General features: G+C 75.0%; 19 protein-coding genes and 1 riboswitch. Of the genes, 13 read left to right on the top strand and 6 right to left on the bottom strand.

The genetic code is table 11. The features are described from left to right. Window positions 1-12: 12 nt before the first annotated feature. On the bottom strand, window positions 13-573 hold the full coding sequence (locus tag CCE01nite_RS00740) for a hypothetical protein (protein ID WP_052104055.1): 561 nt from the start codon (window positions 571-573) through the stop codon (window positions 13-15). A 39-nt stretch (window positions 574-612) separates the two neighbouring features. On the opposite strand from CCE01nite_RS00740, the gene purN reads away from it, so the two are divergent. From purN to CCE01nite_RS00710, 6 genes are all read left to right on the top strand, one after another. Beyond that, entirely contained in the window at window positions 613-1275 is a 663-nt protein-coding gene (gene purN, locus CCE01nite_RS00735) for a phosphoribosylglycinamide formyltransferase (protein WP_034629266.1), read from the top strand. A gap of 58 nt (window positions 1276-1333) precedes the next feature. Then, on the top strand, window positions 1334-1657 hold the full coding sequence (locus tag CCE01nite_RS00730) for a cupin domain-containing protein (protein WP_052104054.1): 324 nt from the start codon (window positions 1334-1336) through the stop codon (window positions 1655-1657). A 114-nt stretch (window positions 1658-1771) separates the two neighbouring features. Then, window positions 1772-2314 carry a toxin-antitoxin system HicB family antitoxin gene (locus CCE01nite_RS00725; protein WP_034629263.1) on the top strand — a complete coding sequence of 181 codons (543 nt, stop codon included), beginning with the start codon at window positions 1772-1774 and terminating at the stop codon, window positions 2312-2314. Window positions 2315-2468: 154 nt separating this feature from the next. Next, a complete protein-coding gene (locus CCE01nite_RS00720) occupies window positions 2469-3311 on the top strand; it encodes a DUF4097 family beta strand repeat-containing protein (RefSeq protein ID WP_034629261.1) in 843 nt (280 codons plus the stop codon). Window positions 3312-3481: 170 nt separating this feature from the next. Then, complete coding sequence (locus tag CCE01nite_RS00715; RefSeq protein ID WP_034629255.1) at window positions 3482-4291, top strand: ABC transporter ATP-binding protein; 810 nt, start codon at window positions 3482-3484, stop codon at window positions 4289-4291. Beyond that, complete coding sequence (locus tag CCE01nite_RS00710) at window positions 4288-5112, top strand: ABC transporter permease (RefSeq protein ID WP_034629248.1); 825 nt, start codon at window positions 4288-4290, stop codon at window positions 5110-5112. The genes CCE01nite_RS00715 and CCE01nite_RS00710 overlap by 4 nt, the downstream gene beginning before the upstream one ends. Before the next feature lie 147 nt (window positions 5113-5259). Here the strand turns inward: CCE01nite_RS00710 and CCE01nite_RS00705 are convergent, their stop codons facing one another. Beyond that, on the bottom strand, window positions 5260-6246 hold the full coding sequence (locus CCE01nite_RS00705) for an NAD-dependent epimerase/dehydratase family protein (protein ID WP_052104052.1): 987 nt from the start codon (window positions 6244-6246) through the stop codon (window positions 5260-5262). Window positions 6247-6373: 127 nt separating this feature from the next. Between CCE01nite_RS00705 and CCE01nite_RS00700 the strand changes: the two genes are divergently transcribed. After that, window positions 6374-7150 (top strand): TetR/AcrR family transcriptional regulator, encoded by a 777-nt coding sequence (locus CCE01nite_RS00700; RefSeq protein WP_034629295.1) that lies wholly within the window; start codon window positions 6374-6376, stop codon window positions 7148-7150. Window positions 7151-7154: 4 nt separating this feature from the next. After that, window positions 7155-7248, top strand: a riboswitch (ZMP/ZTP riboswitch). A 44-nt stretch (window positions 7249-7292) separates the two neighbouring features. Next, window positions 7293-8927: a bifunctional phosphoribosylaminoimidazolecarboxamide formyltransferase/IMP cyclohydrolase gene (gene purH / locus CCE01nite_RS00695; RefSeq protein ID WP_034629243.1), complete on the top strand. Its 1635-nt coding sequence runs from the start codon at window positions 7293-7295 to the stop codon at window positions 8925-8927. Window positions 8928-9066: 139 nt separating this feature from the next. Here the strand turns inward: purH and CCE01nite_RS00690 are convergent, their stop codons facing one another. Then, the gene (locus CCE01nite_RS00690) at window positions 9067-9594 is read right to left on the bottom strand and encodes a nitroreductase/quinone reductase family protein (RefSeq protein WP_084142652.1); all 528 of its coding nucleotides are present in this window, start codon (window positions 9592-9594) and stop codon (window positions 9067-9069) included. A gap of 193 nt (window positions 9595-9787) precedes the next feature. Here CCE01nite_RS00690 and CCE01nite_RS00685 point away from each other — a divergent pair, with 193 nt between their 5' ends. Then, on the top strand, window positions 9788-10510 hold the full coding sequence (locus tag CCE01nite_RS00685) for a DUF2867 domain-containing protein (protein ID WP_084142651.1): 723 nt from the start codon (window positions 9788-9790) through the stop codon (window positions 10508-10510). A gap of 20 nt (window positions 10511-10530) precedes the next feature. On the opposite strand, the gene CCE01nite_RS00680 is transcribed toward CCE01nite_RS00685, so the two are convergent. After that, complete coding sequence (locus CCE01nite_RS00680; RefSeq protein ID WP_034629240.1) at window positions 10531-11073, bottom strand: pyridoxamine 5'-phosphate oxidase family protein; 543 nt, start codon at window positions 11071-11073, stop codon at window positions 10531-10533. Between the two features lie 143 nt (window positions 11074-11216). After that, window positions 11217-12572 (bottom strand): NAD(P)/FAD-dependent oxidoreductase, encoded by a 1356-nt coding sequence (locus CCE01nite_RS00675; protein ID WP_170223923.1) that lies wholly within the window; start codon window positions 12570-12572, stop codon window positions 11217-11219. A gap of 37 nt (window positions 12573-12609) precedes the next feature. Between CCE01nite_RS00675 and CCE01nite_RS21615 the strand changes: the two genes are divergently transcribed. Next, entirely contained in the window at window positions 12610-13107 is a 498-nt protein-coding gene (locus CCE01nite_RS21615; RefSeq protein ID WP_052104209.1) for a DUF3017 domain-containing protein, read from the top strand. Between the two features lie 127 nt (window positions 13108-13234). On the opposite strand, the gene CCE01nite_RS00665 is transcribed toward CCE01nite_RS21615, so the two are convergent. Next, window positions 13235-14302 (bottom strand): aquaporin, encoded by a 1068-nt coding sequence (locus tag CCE01nite_RS00665; RefSeq protein WP_052104211.1) that lies wholly within the window; start codon window positions 14300-14302, stop codon window positions 13235-13237. Window positions 14303-14580: 278 nt separating this feature from the next. On the opposite strand from CCE01nite_RS00665, the gene CCE01nite_RS00660 reads away from it, so the two are divergent. The 3 genes from CCE01nite_RS00660 (at window position 14581) to pulA (ending at window position 23042) form a co-directional block, all read left to right on the top strand. Beyond that, the gene (locus CCE01nite_RS00660; protein WP_034631181.1) at window positions 14581-15798 is read left to right on the top strand and encodes an NADP-dependent isocitrate dehydrogenase; all 1218 of its coding nucleotides are present in this window, start codon (window positions 14581-14583) and stop codon (window positions 15796-15798) included. 196 nt (window positions 15799-15994) lie between these two features. Further along, complete coding sequence (locus CCE01nite_RS00655) at window positions 15995-16981, top strand: malate dehydrogenase (protein WP_034631178.1); 987 nt, start codon at window positions 15995-15997, stop codon at window positions 16979-16981. A 199-nt stretch (window positions 16982-17180) separates the two neighbouring features. Further along, window positions 17181-23042: a pullulanase-type alpha-1,6-glucosidase gene (gene pulA, locus CCE01nite_RS00650; protein WP_052104208.1), complete on the top strand. Its 5862-nt coding sequence runs from the start codon at window positions 17181-17183 to the stop codon at window positions 23040-23042. Window positions 23043-23102: the final 60 nt, after the last annotated feature.

Genomic DNA, 23102 nt, shown 5'->3' with positions numbered 1-23102 from the left:
AGGAGCGCGTTCCTAGGGGCGGCTGCGCAGGGTGCGGTCGACGTCGAGGCCCCGGTCGGACAGCTCGTCCATGAAGGCGCTCTCGCACTCCGCCTGGGCGCTCACCGTGAGCGCGCCCCGCAGGCAGTCCTCGCGCTCCTGAAAGAGCGGCCACATCGAGATCATGCCGAGGAGCGCGGTCCCGATCAGACCGGTGAAGGCCAGCCCGGCGACGATCATCGGGAGCATGAGCCCGGGCAGGCGTGCCCGCCACGTCGTGACGAGCGCCCGGCCGCCGACCACGAGGGCGGCGCCGACGAGCACGAGGGCGCCGGCCTTCCACGGCAGCGGCAGCGCGATCGTGACGACGGCGCCGAGCACGAGCAGCCAGAAGTGCAGGAGCTGGCGGGACGCGCGGCGGACCTGGTCCGGGTCGGGCGGCTCGCGCGGCGGTACGGGCGGACGGGTGCCGCCGGGTCCCTGCGGGCCGGGCGCGCCCGGCCCGTCACCGGGAGCCCGCGGCGTGCGCGAGGCATCGGGACGCAGGTCCGGACGCGCGGCGCCCTCCTTCGGCGGCGCGTACGGGTTGCTCACCCGAGCATTCTCGCGCATCGCGGCCGCTAGGGTCGGCGCGTGCCCGCTCCGAACACGCCCCGCACCCCCCGCCCGGACGTCGTCCCGACGTCGACGCGCGTCGTCGTCCTCCTCTCCGGCACCGGCTCCAACCTCGCCGCGCTGCTGGCGGCGCACGCCGACCCGGCCTACGGCGCGCGCGTCGTGGGCGTCGTGAGCGACAAGCCCGACGCCGGCGGGCTGGTGCTCGCCCGGGAGGCCGGCGTCGCGACGGTCGTCGTCCGGCCCGGGGACTTCGACGACCGGGCCGCGTGGGACGCCGCGCTCGCCGAGGCCGTCGGGGTGTTCCGCCCGAGCCTGGTCGTGAGCGCCGGCTTCATGCGGCTGCTCGGCGCCCCGTTCCTGGCCCGCTGGGGCGGCCGCGTGATCAACACGCACCCCGCGCTGCTGCCGTCGTTCCCCGGGGCGCACGGCGTGCGGGACGCGCTCGCGCACGGCGTGAAGGTCACCGGGTGCACCGTCCACCTGATCGACGCGGGCGTCGACACCGGCCCGATCATCGCCCAGCGCGCCGTCGAGGTCCGGGACGACGACGACGAGGCGCGCCTGCACGAGCGGATCAAGACGGTCGAGCGGGAGCTGCTCGTGGACGTCGTGGGCCGCGTCGCGCGCGAGGGGCTCTCGGTCGACGGGCGCCGGGTGAGGATCGGCTCGGGCGGCTGACGCAGAACTCGTGGGTCCCGAGGGTCTCGGAGGAGGCTCCAGGCCTACGGTGAGAGCCATGCTCGTGGAGAACGTCGACCTGTCCTCCCATCCGGGCCTGCCGGGGGTCGCCATGAGCAGGCTGGTGCGGGGGACGGCCGCGGAGTCCGTCCGGGTCGACCTCGCGGTCCTCGAGCCGGGCGCGTCGTTCCCCCGGCACCCCGCCGACAGCGAGCAGGTGTTCGTCGTCGTCTCCGGAGAGGGGCGCGTGGCCGGGGACGACGACGTCGAGCACCCGGTCCGGGCCGGCTCCCTCGTGCGCTGGTCGCCGGGCGAGCAGCACACCTCGTGGGCGGACACGCAGATGACGGTGGTGCTCGTCGAGCGGCGCCCCGCGGGCTGACGGGCTTGCTCAGGCAGGCACCGGACGCGTTGTGGCGTCGCGCTGCGTCACTGTGACACCACCACCTCGCACAAGCCCTTGTCATGACACCACTGGTGGTGTCATTATGGCGTCATGGACCTGACCCGCTACGTCGACGACCTGCAGCACCGGCTGGCCTCGGCCGCCGACGCCGCAGGTCAGGACGCCCGCGAGCTCGCGCAACGGCTCGCCGCACCGCTCGACGCCGCCGTCCGGCTCGTCCTGCTGGACGCGCTCACCGCCGCCGCCGGCGAGATCTCCGCGGAGCTCGCACCCGGCTCGGTCGACGTGCGGCTGCGCAGCGGCGGCCCGGAGTTCGTCGTCGAGCTGCCCGGTGCCCGCCCGGAACCGGCGACGGCGCCGTCGTGGGCCCCGGCATCGCCGGCCGCACCCACGCCCGCCGCACTGCCCGCGCCGTCGGACATCGACGCCGGGGCCACGACCCGCACCACGCTCCGCCTGCCCGACCACCTCAAGGCCCAGGTCGAGCTCGCCGCCGCCCGGGAGGGCCTCTCCGTCAACACCTGGCTCGTGCGTGCGGTCGCCGGGGCGCTCGAGCAGGCGACCGACCTGCCCGCCGCCCAGGCGCGCGCCGAGCCGAGGGGCGGAACGCGCCTCACCGGCTGGGTGCGCTGACCCGGTCACCGCACGCCGGCCCGTCACCACGCACGGCACCTCGTCGCACGTCGGCGCGTCATCGATCGCCGCCCGTCACCGCACGCCGCCCGCACCGCACACCCGGGTCCCGCCGACCCGGTCCACGCCGTCCCGCCCATGCCCTGGAGCCGTCATGCCCACGTTCCCCGCACCCACCCCCGTCCCGGTCGTCGTCGACCTCCCCGTGGGCGCCGGCCTGCACGTCGTCGCCGGGGACCGCGACGACGTCGTGGTGACCGTGCTGCCCGCCGACCCGGCCAAGGCGAGCGACGTGCGCACCGCCGAGGAGGTCCGGGTCGGGCGCGACGACCACGCCGTGACGATCACCGGTCCGCGCGCCTGGAAGCAGTACGTGCCGTTCGCCGCGGGGAGCATCGCCGTCACGGTCGAGCTCCCCGCGGGGTCCGACCTCAGCGGCAGGACCGGCACGCTCTACGCCGAGGGCCGCCTCGGCGCGGTCGACGTGCAGGTCTCCGCGGGCGACGCCCGGGTCGACGAGGCCGGGCGCCTCGACCTCAAGGTGTCCGCGGGGTCGGTCGTCGTGGGCCGGATCACGGGGGCGGCGTCGGTCAAGGCGTCGGCCGGCTCGGTCCGCATCGCCGAGCTCGCCGGCGACGGCTCGGTCCGCGCCAGCAACGGGCCCACCGTCGTCGGCTCCGTGACGGGGTCCCTGCAGGTCACGGGCGCGCACGCGGAGATCTCCGTGGGGCGGGTCCGCGGGACCCTGACCGCGACCACCGCCTCGGCCGGCATCCGCGTCGAGAGCGTCGAGCACGGCACGGCCACGCTCACGACGTCCTACGGGACGATCGAGGTCGGCGTGCCGGAGGGGACGGCCGCGTGGCTGGACGTCTCGTCCGAGCACGGCACCGCGCGCAACCAGCTGATCCCCACCGACGGTCCGGCGGACGACCAGCCGACGGCCGAGATCCACGCCAGCACCAGCTACGGCGACGTCATCGTGCGCCGCCCCTGACTCACCCGGCCCCCGGGGTCGCGCCCTGACCTCGGCCAGGCCCGACGGACCCGCCCGCCCGACGAGGCACGGCGGCGCCCCGCTGCGCCCTCCTCCGCCGCCCGGACCGCTCCGGCCGCCCGGCGTCGTCGCACCACCCACCCACCCGCACCACGAGACGAGGTATCGCCATGCCGGGAACCGCTCCAGCGATCGCGCTCCGCGGTCTGCGCAAGTCCTTCGGGGACCACACCGTGCTCGACGGCGTCGACCTCGTCGTCCAGCCCGGCACGATCACGGCGCTGCTCGGCCCGAACGGCGCCGGCAAGACCACGACGGTCGGCGTCCTGTCGACGCTGCTGCGCCCGGACGGCGGGAGCGCCCACGTCGCGGGCCACGACGTCGTCACGGAGCCCCAGGCCGTGCGTGCGGCGATCGGTGTCACGGGCCAGGCGTCGGCGGTCGACGACCTGCTCACCGGCGCGGAGAACCTCCGGCTCATGACCGCGCTGCACCACCTCGGCCGGCGTGAGGGGCGGGAGCGCGTCGAGCAGCTGCTCGACCAGCTCGGCCTCACGGACGCGGCGCACAAGCCGGTCTCGACGTGGTCGGGCGGCATGCGGCGCAAGCTCGACCTGGCGATGACGCTCGTCGGGCACCCGGCGGTCGTCTTCCTCGACGAGCCGACCACGGGCCTCGACCCGCGCAGCCGCCGCACGCTGTGGGACGAGGTGCGGGCCCTCGTCGCGGGCGGCACGACGATCCTGCTGACGACGCAGTACCTCGAGGAGGCGGACCGGCTCGCCGACCGCGTCGCGGTGCTCGACGGCGGGCGCATCGTCGCCGAGGGCACGCCCGCGGAGCTCAAGTCCGCGCACGACGCCGGCTCGCTCGACGACGTCTTCCTGCGGCTCACGGAGCCGTCCACCGGCAGCGGCGCCTCCACCGACCGCGGGACCGGCACCACCACCCCGACGACCTCGAAGGAGGTGGCCTCATGACCACCGCGACCCTGACCCCGACCGCCGGCGCCCGGCCGGTCGCCGACACGCTCACGATGCTGCGCCGCAACCTGCTGCGGGCCGCGCGCTACCCGGGGCTGACGAGCTTCACGGTCGGCATCCCGATCGCCCTGCTGCTGCTCTTCGTCTTCGTGTTCGGCGGGGCGTTCGGCGCCGGCGTGGCGCCGGGCGTCGCTCCCGGGGCGGACGGCCGCGCGGCGTACCTCGACTACATCACCCCGGCGATCCTGCTGTTCGCGGTCGTCGGGGCGGCGCAGAGCGTCGCGATCACGGCGGCGATGGACGCCACGAGCGGGATCATGGCCCGGTTCAAGACCATGGCGATCTCGCCGGCCTCGGTGCTCGGCGGGCCCGTGCTCGGCACGGTGGTCCAGGGGCTCGTCGCCGTGCTCGTGGTGCTCGCGCTGGCCCTCGCGCTCGGCTTCCGCCCGGGCGCCGGGCCGCTCGACTGGCTCGCGCTCGCGGGCTTCCTCACGCTGGTCACGTTCGCGACGAGCTGGCTGTGCGTGGCGATGGGCCTCACGGCGAAGTCGGTCGAGACCGCGTCGAACACCCCGATGATGCTCACCGCGCTCCCGTTCCTCGGCAGCGGGTTCGTGCCGGTCGAGACCATGCCGTCGGCGGTGCGCTGGTTCGCCGAGTACCAGCCGTTCACGCCGGTCATCGAGACGACGCGCGCCCTGCTGGCCGGGACCGGGCCCGACGCCTCGACCACGCTCCTCGCGCTCGGCTGGTCGGCGCTGATCGGCGTGCTCGGGTACGTGTGGGCCCGCGCGCTGTACCGGCGCGAGCGCCGCTGACCGCCCGTGAGGCACGGCGGCGCGCGGCGCGCGGGCGAAGGCGACCCCCGCGGCGCGACGTCCGGCCGTGCCGACGGGCACCGTCGCCCGCACGGGCCCCCGGTGGGGACGGGACGCGTCGTCCCGCCCGCACCGGGGGCCGTGGCGTCAGGCGGCGGCGCGTCCGGTGCCGGTGCGCTGCGCGTCGCCCGGCCTGGCGCGCCACGCCGCGAGGGTCTCGTCGACGATGCGCGACCACGGCGTCGCCGTGACGCCGAGCACCCGCTCCGAGGCGGTCGCGTCGAGCACGAACGGCTCGACGAACTGGTACCCCATGGCGTGGACCTCGCGCATCATCGGGTTCACCAGTCCGATCGCGCGCACGACCGCGAGCGGGACGGTCCGGACCCGCGGGGCCGGCGCGCCGGCGGCGGTCGCGAAGCGGGTCGCGACCTCGCGGTAGGTCAGCGGCTCGGGCGACGGGACGTGCCAGGGCCGGCCCCAGGCGGCCTCGGTCTCGGCGGCGGCGACGAGGGCGCGCGCGAAGTCGGGCAGGTAGGTCCACGAGTGCGCGGTGTCGGCCGAGCCGATCGGGTACAGGGGCTTGCCGGCGAGGAGCGGCTCGAGCATGCGGGGGCCGACGTGCGCGTGCGCCTGCGCGCCGGGGCCGAGGTAGTCGCTGCCGCGGACCTCGGTCGCGCGCAGGGCGCCGGCGCGGTGGCGTCGCTCGGCCTCGACCCACATCGCGGCGCGCACGGCGCCCTTGGTCTCGGTCGTGGCGAGCGGGGAGTCCTCACGCATGAGCTGCGTGCCGCGTCCGTAGCCGTAGAGGTTGCCCGCGACGACGAGCACCGCGCCGGTGGCCTCGGCGGCGGCGAGCAGCGCGGACGCGACGGGCGGCCAGTCGGTCGTCCAGCGGTGGTAGGGCGGGTTGACGCAGTTGTGCAGCGCGGCGGCCCCGTGCGCCGCGCGGGTCAGCGCGGCGGGGTCGCTCGCGTCGGCGGCGCGGTGCTCGATGCTCCCGCCGGCGGGGGTCGTGCGGACGGCGGGGCCGCCGGAGCGGCTGAGCACGAGCACCTCGTGCCCCGCGTCGGCGAGCTGCTGGGCGAGCGTCGAGCCGATGGGTCCCTTGCCGACGACGACGTGTCGAGCCATGAGGTGCTCCGATGTGAAGTAAGAGCGGTGCTCTCGTCTGTGATCGATGCTTCCGCGCGGTGCCCCCCTGTGTCAAGAGCACTGCTCTCGTTTGCGTGCACCGCTCTGGTCGAGCATGCTCGGACGCATGCCGGAGCCGACGCACGCACCCCGCGGAGCCCGTGAGCGCGCCCGCGCGGAGATCATGGCGGAACTGTTGGCGAGCGCCCGGGCGCACCTCGTGGCCGACGGGGCAGCGAGCCTCTCGCTGCGCGCCGTCGCCCGCGACCTGGGCGTGGCGTCGTCCGCGGTCTACCGCTACGTCGCGTCGCGCGACGCGCTGCTCACGCTGCTCATCGTCGAGGCGTACGACGCCGCGGGCTCGGCGGCGGAGGGGGCCGCCCGGGCGGCGGAGCAGCGGGGGGACGCGCCCGCGCAGCGCTGGCTCGAGGCGGCGCGTGCCGTGCGAGCCTGGGCGCTCGCCCACCCGCACTCCTTCGAGCTCGTCTACGGCACGCCCGTGCGCGGGTACCGGGCCCCCGCGGACACGGTCGCCCCGGCGCTGCGGCTCTGGTCGGTCCTCGTCGGCGTGCTCGTCGCCGCGCACGCCGACGGCTCGCTGCGTCCCGTCGGCCCGGTCTACGACCCGCGCGGCCTCGTCGACCCCGGCGTGTACGCGTTCGCGGGCCTCGGCGCCGAGGACGAGGTGCCGGACGACGTCGCGCTCGCGCTCACCCGGTCGATGTCGCTGTTCGCGTCCCTCGTCGGGGCCATCACCGCGGAGCTGTTCGGGCACCTGCACAACGTCGCGGCCGACGCGGACCGGCTGTTCGACGTGACGATCGCGACGGCGTCCGCCGGGATCGGCCTCCACGTCGACCTCGGCGCGGGCGCCGGCCTCGGGGCCACGGCCGACCTCGGCTAGGATCGGTCCCGGCCGTGACTGGCGTACCTGAGGTGGGCTGAACCACCGGGGAGCGGCCGGAACCACCAACCGTCGCACCGTTCGCCTGGGTGCTCGGGTCCATGACGTCTCACGAGACCCACCGACCCGGGAGGTCGCCGCCATGTCCCACGAGCTCACCCCCCTCGAGCCCGTCCTCGACCCCACCGCCCCCGAGACGCGCCGGACGATCCGCCGCGCGCTCCTCAGCGTCTACGACAAGCAGGGGCTCGTCGAGCTCGCGACCGCGCTGCACGCCGCCGGCGTCGAGCTCGTGTCGACCGGGTCGACGGCCGGCACGATCGCCGGGGCCGGGGTGCCGGTGTCGAAGGTCGAGGACCTCACCGGGTTCCCCGAGTGCCTCGACGGGCGGGTCAAGACCCTGCACCCGCGCGTGCACGCCGGCATCCTCGCGGACACCCGCCGCCCCGACCACGTCGCGCAGCTCGCGGCGCTCGAGGTCGAGCCGTTCGACCTCGTCGTGGTGAACCTCTACCCGTTCAGCGCGACGGTGGCCTCGGGCGCCGGGCCCGACGAGTGCGTCGAGCTCATCGACATCGGCGGCCCCTCGATGGTGCGCGCCGCGGCCAAGAACCACCCGAGCGTCTCGGTCGTCGTCGACCCCGCGCGGTACGCCGAGCTCGCCGAGGCCGTCGCGGGCGGCGGCTTCACGCTCGCGCAGCGCCGCCGGCTCGCGGCCGACGCCTTCGCGCACACCGCCGCGTACGACGTGGCCGTCGCGTCGTGGTTCGCGTCGTCCTACGCGCCCGACGAGGTCGCCGGCGAGTCCGGCTTCCCCGCGGTGCTCGGCGGCACGTGGGACCGCGGGCGGGTGCTGCGCTACGGCGAGAACCCGCACCAGGGCGCCGCGCTGTACCTCTCGGCGGACGGCGCCGCGGGCGAGGGCCTGGCCGGCGCGACGCAGCTGCACGGCAAGGAGATGAGCTACAACAACTACGTCGACGCCGACGCCGCGTGGCGTGCCGCGCACGACCACGACGGCCCGGCCGTGGCGATCATCAAGCACGCCAACCCGTGCGGCATCGCGACCGGCACCGACGTCGCCGACGCGCACGCCAAGGCCCACGCGTGCGACCCGGTCTCGGCGTTCGGCGGCGTCATCGCGTCGAACGGCCCGGTGACGCTCGCCGCGGCGCAGCAGATCGCGCCGGTGTTCACCGAGGTCGTCGTCGCGCCGTCGTTCGAGCCCGAGGCCGTCGAGCTGCTCACGCAGAAGAAGAACATCCGCCTGCTCACGGTCGCCGGCACGCCGAACGCCGCGCCCGTCGAGCTGCGCCCCGTGACCGGCGGCGTGCTGCTCCAGGTCGCCGACCGCATCACGGCGCCCGGCGACGACCCGGCGTCGTGGACGCTGGCCGCGGGCGAGGTCGCCGACGACGCGACGCTCGCGGACCTCGTGTTCGCGTGGCGCGCCGTCCGTGCCGTGAAGTCCAACGCGATCCTGCTCGCGCACGACGGCGCGTCCGTCGGCGTCGGCATGGGGCAGGTCAACCGGGTCGACTCGTGCCGCCTCGCGGTCGAGCGGGCCAACACGGGCGACGTCGAGCGGGCCCGCGGCGCCGTCGCGGCGTCCGACGCGTTCTTCCCGTTCGCGGACGGGCTGCAGGTGCTGCTCGACGCGGGCGTGCGCGCGGTCGTGCAGCCCGGCGGCTCGGTGCGCGACGAGGAGGTCGTCGCGGCGGCCCAGGCGGCCGGCGTGACGCTCTACCTCACGGGCACGCGGCACTTCGCGCACTGACGCGAGCGCCCCGGGTGCGCCGGTGCAGCACGCCGGCGCACCCCCGGGCGGTCCGTGCGCTCAGCGCGGCGGTCGTCCGGGGGTGTTCGGCGTGGCGGTCGTCCGGGGTCCGCTCACGGCCGCCGTCGTCCCGGCGGGCTCACCGTGGCTCGAGCACCACGACGGCGGTCGGGGTCGACCGCGACGCCGTGAGGCCGTCGAGCCGCGGGTCCACGGCGATCCAGCGCTGCCACAGCCGCGCGCGCTCCGCACCCGCTGCGGACCGGGCGCGCACGGGGCGCGCGTCCTGGCCGGCGAGCCGGACCGCCGCCTCCGGGTGGGCCTGCAGGTTGAGCCACCACGCGGGCTCGCCCTCCGCCCAGCCGTTCATCGCGAGCGTCACCAGGTTCGGGCCGTCCTCGAGGTAGCCCAGGATCACGCTGCGCTCGGCGCCGGACCTCCGGCCGGTCGTCGTCAGCCGCAGCGCACCCCAGCCGCGCCTGCTCGACGTCGTCCACAGGAAGCGCCCGCCGCTCACGCGGTACAGGGCGCGGTGGACGCGCCACGCGGTCGTGACGACCCACCGCGGGGGCACCCGCGGCGCGGACGTGCTCCCGGTGCCTTCCGTGCCCCCGGTGCCCCCGGTGCCCCCGGTGTCCGCGGTGCCTGGTCCGTCCGCTGTGCTCATGACCGTCCTCGCTGTCGACGCCGACCCGCACACGCTAGCGGCGCGGACGTCGCCGGCCCAGGGCCGGGCTCAGCGTCGTCACAGGTCACGGTCCCTACGGTCGGCTCCGGGACGCCGCACCGGCGCGCCCACCACGCCGCGGTCCGGCGTCCGGGGTCGCCCGGGCGGGACCCCGCACCTGCCCGGAGGGCCCATGAGACTTCCCGATGCCGTCCACACGTCCTCCCCGTGGCGGATCCACGCGATCGCGCCCGACTTCGCGGTCGAGGACGTGTGGGCGCTCGCGACGCCCGGCGGCACCGACGAGCTGCCGCGGCTCGTCGAGGCCATGTTCGACGGCCGGTTCCCGGACGACGCCCCGATGGTCGTGCGGGCGCTGTGGACCGCGCGCGAGCGGATCGGTGCCGCGCTCGGCTGGGACCGGCCCGACGACGGGCTCGGCGCGCGCGTGCCGTCGCTGCGCGAGCGGCTGCCCGCCGACCTGCGACCACGCCCCGGCGGGCCGGACCCGGCGCCGTTCACGCCGCTCTACGCGACCGACGACGAGTGGGTCGCCGAGATCGCGAACCGGACCGTGCACGCCGTGCTCCACCTCGGCTGGGTCCCCGACGGCGACGGCGGGCACACCGGCCGGATGGCCGTGCTCGTCCGACCGAACGGGAGGCTCGGCGCCGCGTACATGGCCGCGATCGCGCCGTTCCGCCACCTGCTCGTGTACCCCGCGATGCTGCGCGGCATCGAGCGGCGCTGGCGCGCGGCCGGGGCGGGCGGACTCGCGGCGCCGGGCACCCGGTCAGTCGTCGGCCCGCGCCCGGAGCCACGGCGGTCCGAGCCCCGACCCGCCGAGCCTGGGCCCGCCGAGCCCCGGCCTTCCGCGGCGCGGCGGTCCGAGCTCCGGCGCTCCGCGGCCCGGTGAGCAGGCGGACGGGCTGCTGCTCAGAGGCCGAGCAGCCCGTCGATGCTGCTCGTGTTCCGCTCCGCGCGGTAGTCGTCCATCCCGTCCGGGCCCTTCTTCTCCGCGAACAGGCGCATCAGGTCCCGCTCCTCGGTGACGAGGTCCATCACGGGGACGCCCCAGCCGCACGAGTCGCTGATGCGCTCGACGTCGACGGTGATCACCGCCCGCGTGCTCGGGTGGTCGGGGTGCAGGGCCGACACCTCCGCGAACGCCGCGGTGCCCGGCAGGTGCACGTGGCCCCGCCCGTGCAGCCGCACGATGCGCGGGCGTCGGTCGAACGACGCGAACATGAGGCAGATGCGGCCGTTCTCGCGCAGGTGCGCGATCGTCTCGACCCCGCTGCCGGTGAGGTCGACCCAGCCGACGCGGTGCGGGCCCAGCACGGAGAACGAGTCGCTGCCGCGCGGGGAGACGTTGACGCGCCCGTCGGCCGCCAGCGGGGCGGTGGCGACGAACCACATCGGCTGCGCCTCGATCCAGCGGCGCAGCGACTCGTCGATCTCCTCGAACAGCTGTCCCATGCGCGGATCCTGGCAGACGGCGGGCCCCCGCCGGGCCGCCGGCCGAGGACTGGTCGCACCGGTCCTGCAGGACCCCTCGGGCGGAGCCCACCGACCCGAAGGCCGACGGGCCGTGCGTCGGTGGGCAGCGGCGGGGCACCCGGTCAGGGCCGGGGGAGTGGCCGCCCCGGGTCGGCGGCGGCGTCGCGGTCGACGTGCGGGAGCCGCGCGCCGGAGAACAGCCGGCGCGCGGCGGCGACGTCCCTCGGTCGGTCGACCGTGAGCACCGCCGTGAGCTCGTCGGTGCCGTGCGCGAACCACAGCGCCGACCAGCCGCCGGCGCCGGGGTCGCCGCGCAGCACCGCGTCGTCGGTCTCGCCGCGGTGGCCGTAGAGGGTCAGGTCGTGCCCGAGCTGGGTGGAGAACACGTAGGGCGCCGGGTCGTCCGCGGGGCCCACGGCGTCGACCGGGCGCGCGTGCAGCTCGGGGTCCCCGCCCGTCGTGCCCGCCGCCGAACCCGGGCGGACACCCGCCGTCGAACCCGACGGCACGCCCACCGTCGCACCCGCCGCAGCCCCGCCGAGCGAGCCCGGCCGCAGCAGGTCGCGCACCGCGACCGGCGGTCCCGTGAGCGCGCCGTCCCAGTGCCCGCCGGGGACGAGCCCGTGCCGGGGCGAGCGCCGCCGCGCGACGTCGCCGACCGCGCGCACGTGCCGCGGCCCGCCCGCGGGCGCCCACGTCGCGTCGACCCGCACCGCACCGTCGGGGTCGAGCGGGAGCGCGCCGTCGAGCCACGCCGTCGCCGGCCGGGCACCGACCGCCGCGAGCACGACGTCGGCGTCGAGGTGCCGCCCGTCGGTGAGCCGCACCCCGTCGCCCCGCACCTCCGCGACCCCGACCCCCGTGACCAGCCGGATCCCGGCCGCCGCGTACCACGGGACCGTGAGCGCCCCGACGTCCGACCCGAGCGCCGCAGCGAGCGGCGCCGGCGCGGCCTCGACCACGGTCACGTGCACGCCGGCCGCGACCCCCGCGACCTCGGCCCCGACCCACCCGGCGCCGACGACGACGAGCCGGACCCCGGGACGCAGGGCCGCGCGCAGGCGGGCCGCGTCCTGCGCGGTGTGCAGCACGTGCGCGTGCTCCCAGCCCGGCGGCCGGACCGCGTGCGCACCGCTCGCGAGCACGACCGCGTCGGCCACCACGGGACCCGCATCGGTCGTGACGACGACGTCGTCGGGGCGCACCTCGAGCGCACGCGCGGGCTCGGCGAGCCGGACGTCGTCCACGAGCGCGAGCGCGTCGACGCCGAGGTCCTCGGCGAGCCACACCGGCTCGGGGCGGTCGAGCAGGTGCTTGGACAGCGGCGGGCGGTCGTAGGGCGCGACGCCCTCGGCGCCCAGGAGCGTCACCGACCCGGTGAAGCCCTCCTCGCGCAGCGCGGTCACCGTGCGGTGCGCGGCGAGCCCGCCCCCGACGACGACGACGGACCGGGGCGAGCGCGGGGCGGGGTCGGTCACGTGCGCAACGGTAGTCTCACGCGCAGGAGGCAGACCGATGGCGCACGACCCGCAGGACCCCCAGCACGCCCGTGACCCGCAGCCCCACCGGACGGCGGCGTCCCCGTCGTCCCCGGGCGCGAGGCCCGTACCCGGCCCGGGCGGCCCCGTCGCGCTGCGGCCCGACGGCGGCCCGGAGCCGCAGGTCACGCCCCTGGACACGTCGACCGCGGGAGTGCCGGTCATCCCGCCGGAGGAGAAGCCGCTCGACCCGCGCCAGATCGCGCGCGAGTCCCTGGCCGCGAGCCGGAACTGGTCGCTGTGGCTCGTCGTGACCGGCCTCGTGGTCGCGTGCGTCGTCGCGACGGTCCGGGGCGGTGCCGCGGGCGCGCTCGTGATCGCGGCGATCCTCGCGATGTCCGCGGTCGTCCGCGCGGTCGTGCCCGAGCCGGCGCCGGTCGCCCTCGCGGTCCGCGCGCGGGCCCTCGACGTCGCGGTGCTGACGGGCCTCGCCGTCGGCATCGGGATCCTCTCGCAGGCCATCCCGACGAGCTGACCGCGGCAGTCGGGCCCCGGAGCCCGCCGGCCCCGGGCACAGCGACGCCCGAGCGACCGTGGACTGCCACGGCCGCTCGGGCGCTGCGTGCGGTGCGGTGCGAGGGGGCCGTGCCCCCGTGCCGGGGTCAGAGGGCGCGCTCGGCCTCGTCACCTGTCAGCACGACGACGTCGTCCTCGCCGAGCAGGTCGTCCTGGACGGGCTCCGCGCCGAACGCGCGGTAGAGCAGGCCGGCGAGCGCGGCGCCGACCAGCGGGGCGACCCAGAAGAGCCACAGCTGGCCGAGCGCCCAGCTCTCCGAGAAGACCGCCGCGGCGGACGAGCGGGCCGGGTTGAGGCCGCCGTTCGTCATCGGGATGGTCACGAGCAGGCCCACGACGTACGCGAAGCCGATCGCGGCCGGCGCGAGGCTGTTCGTCGAGCGGCGGTCGGTCGAGCCGAGGATGACGCCGACGAAGATCGCCGTCATGACGACCTCGATGAGGAGCGCGCCGAGCAGCGCGAAGCCCTCGCCCTGGACCTGGGCGCCGATCGGCGAGTGCGTGCTGTAGCCGTTCGCGACCGACGAGAAGAACTCGCGCGCCTGCTCGGCAAGGGTCGGGAAGGACGAGAGCGTCACGTACAGCACCGCGGCCGCGGCGACGCCGCCGACGAGCTGGGCGAGCCAGTAGGGCAGCACGTCCTTCCACGACGTGCGGCCGGCGATCGCGGCACCGAGCGTGACGGCCGGGTTGAAGTGCCCGCCCGAGACGTACCCGACCGCGACGGCGCCGGCGAGCAGCGCGAGCCCGAAGGCCAGCGCGGTCGCGAGCGGCCCGCCGCCGAGCCCGGTGATGTTCGCGTACAGCGCGGTGCCGAGGCCCGCGATCACGAGGAACAGCGTGCCGAACGCCTCGGCGGCCAGGCGCGAGCCGAGCCCGGGGCCGACGGGCACGGCCGCGACGGCGACGGGGGCGAGCGCCACGTCGTCGTCCAGGGAGGCGACGGGCGCCGGACCGACGGGTGCGGGCGCGACGGGCGTCGGGTCCAGGGGGGCGGGGGCGACCGGCTTGTCGAGGCCGACGGGCGCGGCGCTCGCGCCGGACGGCTCGGGGGTGACGGTGCCGCCCGCGCCGACCGCGGGCGTGGTGGTGGCGTCGGGGGTCACGGCGTCCGGGCCGGTGGCCTCGGGCGTTCCGGTGTTGTCCTGGGACATGGTGTTCCTGTCGTCGAGGATGGGGTGACGCGACCGGCGGCTGCGCGAGCCGGGCGCGGGGCGGTCAGCACCGGCCAGCATGCCAGCCGAACCCGCACGCGTCCTGGGTAACGCCTGGTCACCCGTGCGGCCGCCGGACCTGAAGCGGTTCAGCCCGCACGCCGCGGCGCCGTCGTCCCCGAGCGAACCGAGCCCGGCAGCGGACGGTCGGGGCAAAGTCTCTCGATGTCGAGTAATCTCGACACCGGACAGCACACGAGAGCTCAGGAGATCCCCGTATGGCGAAGATCAAGGTAGTGGGCCCGGTCGTCGAGCTCGACGGCGACGAGATGACCCGGATCATCTGGCAGTTCATCAAGGACCGCCTCATCCACCCGTACCTCGACATCGACCTGCGCTACTACGACCTGTCGATCGAGAACCGCGACGCGACCGACGACCAGGTCACGATCGACGCGGCGCACGCCATCAAGGAGCACGGCGTCGGCGTCAAGTGCGCGACGATCACGCCCGACGAGGCGCGCGTCGAGGAGTTCGGCCTGAAGAAGATGTGGGTCTCGCCCAACGGCACGATCCGCAACATCCTCGGCGGCGTCGTCTTCCGCGAGCCGATCATCATCTCGAACATCCCGCGCCTCGTGCCGGGCTGGAACAAGCCGATCATCATCGGCCGTCACGCGCACGGCGACCAGTACAAGGCGACGAACTTCAAGGTCGCCGGCGCCGGGACGCTCACGCTGACGTTCACGCCCGCGGACGGCTCCGAGCCGATCCAGCAGGAGGTCGTCACGTACCCCGAGGCGGGCGGCGTGGCGATGGGCATGTACAACTTCAACGAGTCGATCCGCGACTTCGCGCGCGCCTCGTTCGCGTACGGCCTGCAGCGCGGCTACCCCGTGTACCTGTCGACCAAGAACACGATCCTCAAGGCGTACGACGGCGCCTTCAAGGACATCTTCCAGGAGGTGTTCGACGCCGAGTTCGCCGCGGACTTCGCCGCCGCGGGCCTCACGTACGAGCACCGCCTGATCGACGACATGGTCGCCGCCGCGATGAAGTGGGAGGGCGGCTACGTCTGGGCGTGCAAGAACTACGACGGCGACGTCCAGTCCGACACCGTCGCGCAGGGCTTCGGCTCGCTCGGCCTCATGACGTCCGTGCTCATGACGCCCGACGGCAAGACCGTCGAGGCCGAGGCGGCGCACGGCACCGTCACGCGCCACTACCGCCAGCACCAGGCGGGCAAGCCGACGTCGACCAACCCGATCGCGTCGATCTTCGCGTGGACCGGCGGCCTCAAGCACCGCGGCAAGCTCGACGGCACCCCCGAGGTCACGCAGTTCGCGGAGACGCTCGAGAAGGTCGTCATCGAGACCGTCGAGAGCGGCAAGATGACCAAGGACCTCGCCTCGCTCGTCGGGCCCGGCCAGGCCTGGCTCACGACCGAGGAGTTCCTCGCCGCGCTCGACGAGAACCTCGCCGCGCGCCTGGCCTGACCGGCCCACCGGCGCCGCCGCACGCGCGGTGCCACCCCGCACGACCCGCACGCACCACGACGCACGGTGCCCGGCACGGCCCCTGGGCCCCGGGTACCGTGCGTCGTAGCGTGAGGGGCTCCTCGCCGGGCGTCCCGCGCGCGGAGCACCGCAGCACCGATCCCGAGCAGCGACCGATCGAGGGAGATCCCGGACCATGACAACGCCCGTGAACGTGACCGTCACCGGAGCTGCCGGCCAGATCGGCTACGCGCTGCTGTTCCGCATCGCGTCCGGTCAGCTGCTCGGCGCGCAGACCCCGGTGCGGCTGAAGCTCCTCGAGATCCCGCAGGGCGTCAAGGCCGCCGAGGGCGTCGCTCTCGAGCTCGAGGACTGCGCGTTCCCGCTGCTGTCCGGCATCGACATCTTCGACGACGCGACGGCCGCGTTCGACGGCGCGAACGTCGCCCTGCTGGTCGGCGCGCGCCCGCGCACCGCGGGCATGGAGCGCGGCGACCTGCTCTCCGCGAACGGCGGCATCTTCAAGCCGCAGGGCGAGGCGATCAACGCCGGCGCCGCCGAGGACATCAAGGTCCTGGTCGTCGGCAACCCGGCGAACACCAACGCGCTCATCGCCGCGTCGCACGCCCCCGACGTCCCGACGTCGCGGTTCACCGCGATGACGCGCCTCGACCACAACCGCGCGCTCACGCAGCTCGCGACGAAGGCCGGGGCGTCGGTCACCGACATCCAGCGCCTCGCGATCTGGGGCAACCACTCGGCGACCCAGTACCCGGACATCACGCACGCGACCATCGGCGGCCGCCCGGCGACCGAGGTCGTCGACGACCAGGCCTGGGTCGAGGGCGAGTTCATCCCGCGCGTCGCCAAGCGCGGCGCCGAGATCATCGCGGCCCGCGGCGCGTCGTCGGCGGCCTCAGCGGCGAACGCGGCGGTCGACCACGTGCACTCGTGGGTCAACGGCACGCCCGAGGGCGACTGGACGTCGGCCGCGATCGTCTCGGACGGCTCGTACGGCGTGCCCGAGGGCCTCATCTCGTCGTTCCCGGTCACGTCGTCGGGCGGCGAGTGGCACATCGTGCCGGACCTCGAGATCGACGAGTTCAGCCGCGGGCGCATCGACGCGTCCGTCGCCGAGCTCGGTGAGGAGCGCGACGCCGTCCGCTCGCTCGGGCTCCTCTGAGCGCACCTCTCCTCGTCGCCTGCGGGCCGTCGTCCGGGTCGTCCCGGTGGCGGCCCGCACGTGCGTCCCGGGCCGGTCGTGGCGTCCGCGCGATCGCGCACCCTGCAAGGTCTTGCTGAAACTTGCGGACAGTATGTACGGTCAGCCCGACACATCCCCTTTCCGCACGCCGGTGTGCGGTGACGAAGGAGTCCCGGGAATGGCTGCTGCCGACGCGCGCATCCGCACCACCACCTCATTGCTGGCAGCCACCGCGCTCGTCGCCGTCGGTCTCGTCGCGAGCCCCGCGACCGGTCCGGCGAGCGCCGCGACCGAGCCCGCACCCCGCACGTTCGCGCTCGTCGGCTCCCTGCAGGACGAGCTCGGCTGCGCGCAGGACTGGGCGCCGGAGTGCGCCGCGACCGAGCTCGCGCCGACGGGCACCGACGGCCGGTACGCGATCGAGGTGACGCTGCCGGCGGGCACCTACGAGTACAAGGTCGCGGTCGACGACGCGTGGGACGAGTCCTACGGCGCGGACGGCAACGGCGACAACACCCCGCTGGTGCTCGCGGGGGAGTCCGCCGTCCGGTTCACGTACGACGACGCAACCCACCGCACCGCGCTGACGCCGCTCGACCTCACCGGTGCCTACACGGAGGCCGACGACGCCCTCGTCGCGGAGCCCGTGCGCCAGCCCGGCTCGGACGAGCAGTTCTACTTCGTCATGACCGACCGCTTCGCGAACGGCGACCCCACGAACGACACCGGCGGGCTGACCGGCGACCGCCTCACGACGGGCCTCGACCCCACCGACAAGGGCTTCTTCCACGGTGGGGACATCGCGGGACTGCACTCCCGGCTCGACTACATCGAGGGGCTCGGGACGACCGCGATCTGGCTGACGCCGTCGTTCGCGAACCGTCCGGTCCAGGGCACCGGCGCCAACGCGTCCGCCGGCTACCACGGCTACTGGATCACCGACTTCACGCGCATCGACCCGCACCTCGGCACGAACGCCGAGCTCGAGGCGCTCATCGCGGACGCGCACGAGCGCGGCATCAAGGTCTACTTCGACATCATCACGAACCACACCGCGGACGTCGTCGACTACGCGGAGAAGACGTACGACTACGTCGACCAGAAGACCCGCCCGTACACCGACGCGGCGGGCACGGCGTTCGACCCGGCCGACCACGCCGGCACGGGCGAGTTCCCGGAGCTCGACGCCGCGACGTCCTTCCCGTACACGCCCGTCGTCGCGCCCGCCGACGCCGACCTCAAGGTCCCGGCCTGGCTCAACGACCCGACGCTCTACCACAACCGCGGGAACTCGACGTGGACCGGGGAGTCCGTCACGTACGGCGACTTCGATGGTCTCGACGACCTCATGACCGAGCACCCGACCGTCGTGAACGGCTTCGTCGAGGTGTACCAGGACTGGGTCGACCTCGGCATCGACGGCTTCCGGATCGACACGGTCAAGCACGTGAACATGGAGTTCTGGCAGGAGTGGACCACGCAGGTCCGCGACTACGCCCGCGCGAACGGCAAGCCCGACTTCTTCATGTTCGGCGAGGTGTACGACGCGGACGCCAAGAAGCTCTCGCCGTACGTCCGGAACACGGACATGAGCTCGGTGCTGGACTTCGCGTTCCAGGCGGGGGCGGCCGGCTACGCCAAGGGCTTCTCGGCGCAGGGCCTGCGGGACCTGTTCGCGACCGACGACTACTACACGACGCCGGACACGAGCGCCTCGGCGCTGCCGACGTTCCTCGGCAACCACGACATGGGCCGCATCGGGTACGCGCTCGCGGACTCGGGGACCCCGGCCGCGGACACGCTCGCCCGTGACGAGCTCGCGCACTCGCTCATGTACCTCACGCGCGGCCAGCCCGTCGTCTACTACGGCGACGAGCAGGGCTTCGTCGGCGCCGGGTCGCTCGGCGGCAAGGACAAGGACGCGCGCCAGACGCTGTTCGCGACGCAGGTCGCGGAGTACGCGGACCAGCCGCTCGTCGACGGCACCCCGGCCGGCTCGGTCGACCGGTACGACACCGACGCCCCGCTCTACGACCACATCGCGGAGCTCGCGGCCCTGCGCTCGTCGACGCCCGCGCTCTCCACCGGCGCGCAGGTCGAGCGGTACAGCGACGGCCCGGTCTACGCGTTCTCGCGCATCCACCGCGCCGAGAAGGTCGAGCACCTCGTCGCGCTCAACAACGCGACCGAGACCGCGACGGTCACGGTCCCGACGCTCACGCCCGGCGCGACGTTCACCCCGCTCGCGGGCACGGACGCCACGGTCATCGCCGACGCCGCGGGCGCGGTCACGCTCACGGTCCCGGCACTGTCCGCGGTCGTGCTGAAGGCCGACGCGCAGGTCGCCGCGTGGGCGGAGGGTGCCCCCGACGTCACGGTCGCCGTCCCGGCACCGGGTGCCGCGGTCACCGGGATCGCTCCGGTCGCCGCCGACGTCCCGGACTCGTCCTGGACCGAGACGTCGTTCGCCTACCGCGCGCTCGGCGACGACGCGTGGACCCCGCTCGGCACCGCCGAGGACACCGACCCGCGCGTCTTCCACGACGTCACGGGCCTCGCGAAGGGCACGGTCGTCGAGTACCGCGCCGTCACGGTCGACGCCGCGGGCGAGCGCACGGCCGCCTCGACGTACGCGGGCGTGGGCGTGGCGCTCGACGGCGCGGTGCCGACCGAGCCCGATCCCGACGGTGGCGTGGTGTCGATCCCGGGGAGCCACAACTCCGAGATGGGCTGCCCGGGCGACTGGCAGCCGGCGTGCGAGATCGCGCGCCTGACGCAGCAGCCCGGCGGCGCCTACTCCGGGACGTTCGACCTCCCGGCGGGCACCTACGCGTACAAGGTCGCCATCGACGGCACGTGGGACGTGAACTACGGCGCGGGCGGCGTGCTCGGCGGCGCCGACGTCAGCTACACGCACGCGGGCGGCCCGGTCACGTTCGTCTACGACCCGGTCACGCACTGGTTCACGTCGAGCGCGCAGGGCCCGCTGCTCACGGTCCCCGGCAGCCACCAGAGCGAGCTGGGCTGCCCGGCCGACTGGTCGCCCGACTGCCTCGCGCCGTGGCTGCAGGACCCGGACGGGGACGGCACGTTCACCGCGACGGCGACGTTCGCGAACGCCGCCACCTTCGACGCGAAGGTCGCGCACAACCTCTCGTGGGAGGAGAACTACGGGGCAGACGGCGTGCCCGGCGGCGCGAACATCACGTTCGCGGTGCCCGCCGGCCAGCCCGTGACGTTCACGTACGTGCTCGCGACGCACGCGCTGACGATCGGGTCGGCCGAGCCGACGCTCCCCGGCACGGGCGAGTTCCGCGCGCACTGGGTCGACGAGACCACCCTCGCGTGGCCCGCGGCCCTGGTGGGCGACGCCGACCCGGCCGACCTCGTCTTCGCCCTGCACGGCTCGCCCGACGGCGCGGTCGAGGTCGCGGACGGCGAGGTGACCGGTGGCGAGACGTTCCCGCTCACGGTGCGGGACGGCGGCCTGACCGAGGAGCAGCTGACGCGGTTCCCGGCGCTCGGCGGCTACGTCGCCCTCGGGCTCGAGGACGTCGACCGCGCGCAGGTCGAGGCGCTGCTGCGCGGCGAGCTGCTCGTGAGCCAGCGGGCCGCGGGCGACGAGGGCGCGCTGCAGGCGGCGACCGGGGTGCAGATCCCGGGCGTGCTCGACGACCTGTACGCGGACGCGGCCGACGACGGCGCGTTCGGTGCGACGTGGCGCAGGGGCGTCCCGACGCTGCGCCTGTGGGCCCCGACCGCGCAGGACGTCGAGCTCCTGCTGTGGCCCGCCACCAAGGGCTCGCAGGGGCCGGGCTCCGGGAAGCCGGACCTCGGCGCCGAGCCGACCCGCGTCGCGATGGAGCGCGGCGACGACGGCTCGTGGACGGTCCGGGGCGCGAAGTCGTGGCGCGGCGCTGCCTACAGGTACGCCGTCACGGTGTACGTGCCGTCGACGGACGCGGTCGAGGTCAACGAGGTGACCGACCCGTCGTCGGTCGCGCTGACCCTGAACTCGACGCACTCGGTGCTCGTCGACCTCGCCGACGGCGCCCACCGCCCGACGCAGTGGGAGAAGGCGAAGCAGCCCGTCGTCCGGCCGGTCGACCAGACGATCTACGAGCTGCACGTGCGTGACTTCTCGATCTCGGACGAGACCGTCCCGGCCGAGAAGCGCGGCACGTACTCGGCGTTCGCCGTCGAGAGCACCGGGCGCGAGCACCTGCGCGACCTCGCCGACGCGGGGCTCACGACCGTGCACCTGCTCCCGACGTTCGACATCGCGACGATCGAGGAGGACCGCGCGGAGCAGCTCGTGCCGCAGTGCGACCTCGCCGCCTCCGCCCCGGACTCCCCGGAGCAGCAGGAGTGCATCGAGGCCGTCCGGGCCGGCGACGCGTTCAACTGGGGCTACGACCCGCTGCACTGGTCGGCGCCCGAGGGCTCGTACGCGGTCGACGCGCACGGCGGGGCCCGCGTCGCGGAGTTCCGCACGATGGTCGGCGCGCTGCACGCCGACGGGCTGCAGGTCGTGCTCGACCAGGTGTTCAACCACACCGCGGCGAGCGGCCAGGACGAGAAGTCGATCCTCGACCGCGTCGTCCCCGGCTACTACCACCGCCTCAACGCGGTCGGCGCGGTCGAGACGTCGACGTGCTGCGCGAACGTCGCGACCGAGCACGCGATGGCCGAGAAGCTCATGGTCGACTCGGTCGTCACGTGGGCCCGCGACTACAAGGTCGACGGCTTCCGCTTCGACCTCATGGGGCACCACTCGGTCGAGAACATGCAGGCCGTGCGCGACGCGCTCGACGACCTCACCGTCCGCAGGGACGGCGTCGACGGGAAGCGGGTCTACCTGTACGGCGAGGGCTGGAACTTCGGCGAGGTCGCCGACAACCGGCTCTTCACGCAGGCCACGCAGGGCCAGCTCGGCGGCACCGGCATCGGGACGTTCAGCGACCGGCTGCGCGACGCGGTGCGCGGCGGCGGCCCGTTCGACGAGGACCCGCGGGTCCAGGGCTTCGGCTCCGGCGTCGCGACCGACCCGAACGGCGCCGCGGTCAACGGCACCGAGGCCGAGCAGCTCGCCCGGGCCGCCCACCAGGGCGACCTCGTGCGGCTCGGGATGGCCGGCAACCTGCGCGGCTACGCGTTCCTCGCCTCGGACGGCACCGTCCGCACGGGCGCGGAGATCGACTACAACGGCCAGCCCGCCGGGTACGCGGACTCGCCCGAGGAGGTCGTCACGTACGTCGACGCGCACGACAACGAGACGCTGTTCGACGCGCTGACGTACAAGCTCCCGGTCGGCACCGCGATGCCCGACCGGGTGCGGATGAACACGGTCTCGCTCGCGACGACCGCGCTCGCGCAGACGCCGTCGTTCTGGCACGCGGGCGCCGAGCTGCTCCGCAGCAAGTCGCTCGACCGCAACTCCTACGACTCGGGCGACTGGTTCAACCTGCTCGACCTGTCGAAGCAGGACAACGGCTTCGGCCGGGGCCTGCCGCTCGCGGCGGACAACGAGGCGAAGTGGCCGCTCCAGCAGGAGCTCCTCGCGAACCCGGCGCTCAAGCCCGCGCCGGCGGACATCCAGGCGGCGTCCACCGCCGCCGAGGAGCTCCTGCGCCTGCGGTTCTCGACGGACCTGTTCCGGCTCGGCTCGGCGGCGCAGATCGAGAAGAAGGTGACGTTCCCCGGCTCCGGGCCGGACGCCGACCCGGGCGTGGTGGTCATGCGGATCGACGACACGGTGGGCCGCAAGACCGACCGGAAGCTCGACGGCGTGCTCGTGGTGGTCAACGCGTCCGACGAGGCGACCACGCAGACCGTCCCGGAGCTCGCGGGGCACCGTCTCGCGCTCTCGCCGGTCCAGGCGTCGGGCGCCGACCCGGTCGTGAAGACCACGCAGTGGGTCGCGGCCGACGGCGAGGTCACCGTCCCGGCGCGCACCGTCGCGGTGCTCGTCGAGAAGGAGCACCACGCGTCGTGGTGGGACCGGGTCACGGACTGGTGGTCCGACCTGTTCCGCCGCTGACGCACGACCGCTGACCGGGGCAGGGCCCGGTCGGCGCGACACCGACGGCCGGCGCCGCAC

The sequence above is a fragment of the Cellulomonas cellasea genome (assembly GCF_006538745.1).
GTDB classification, from domain to species: domain Bacteria; phylum Actinomycetota; class Actinomycetes; order Actinomycetales; family Cellulomonadaceae; genus Cellulomonas_A; species Cellulomonas_A cellasea.
This window is presented reverse-complemented; position numbering and strand designations above follow the sequence as displayed.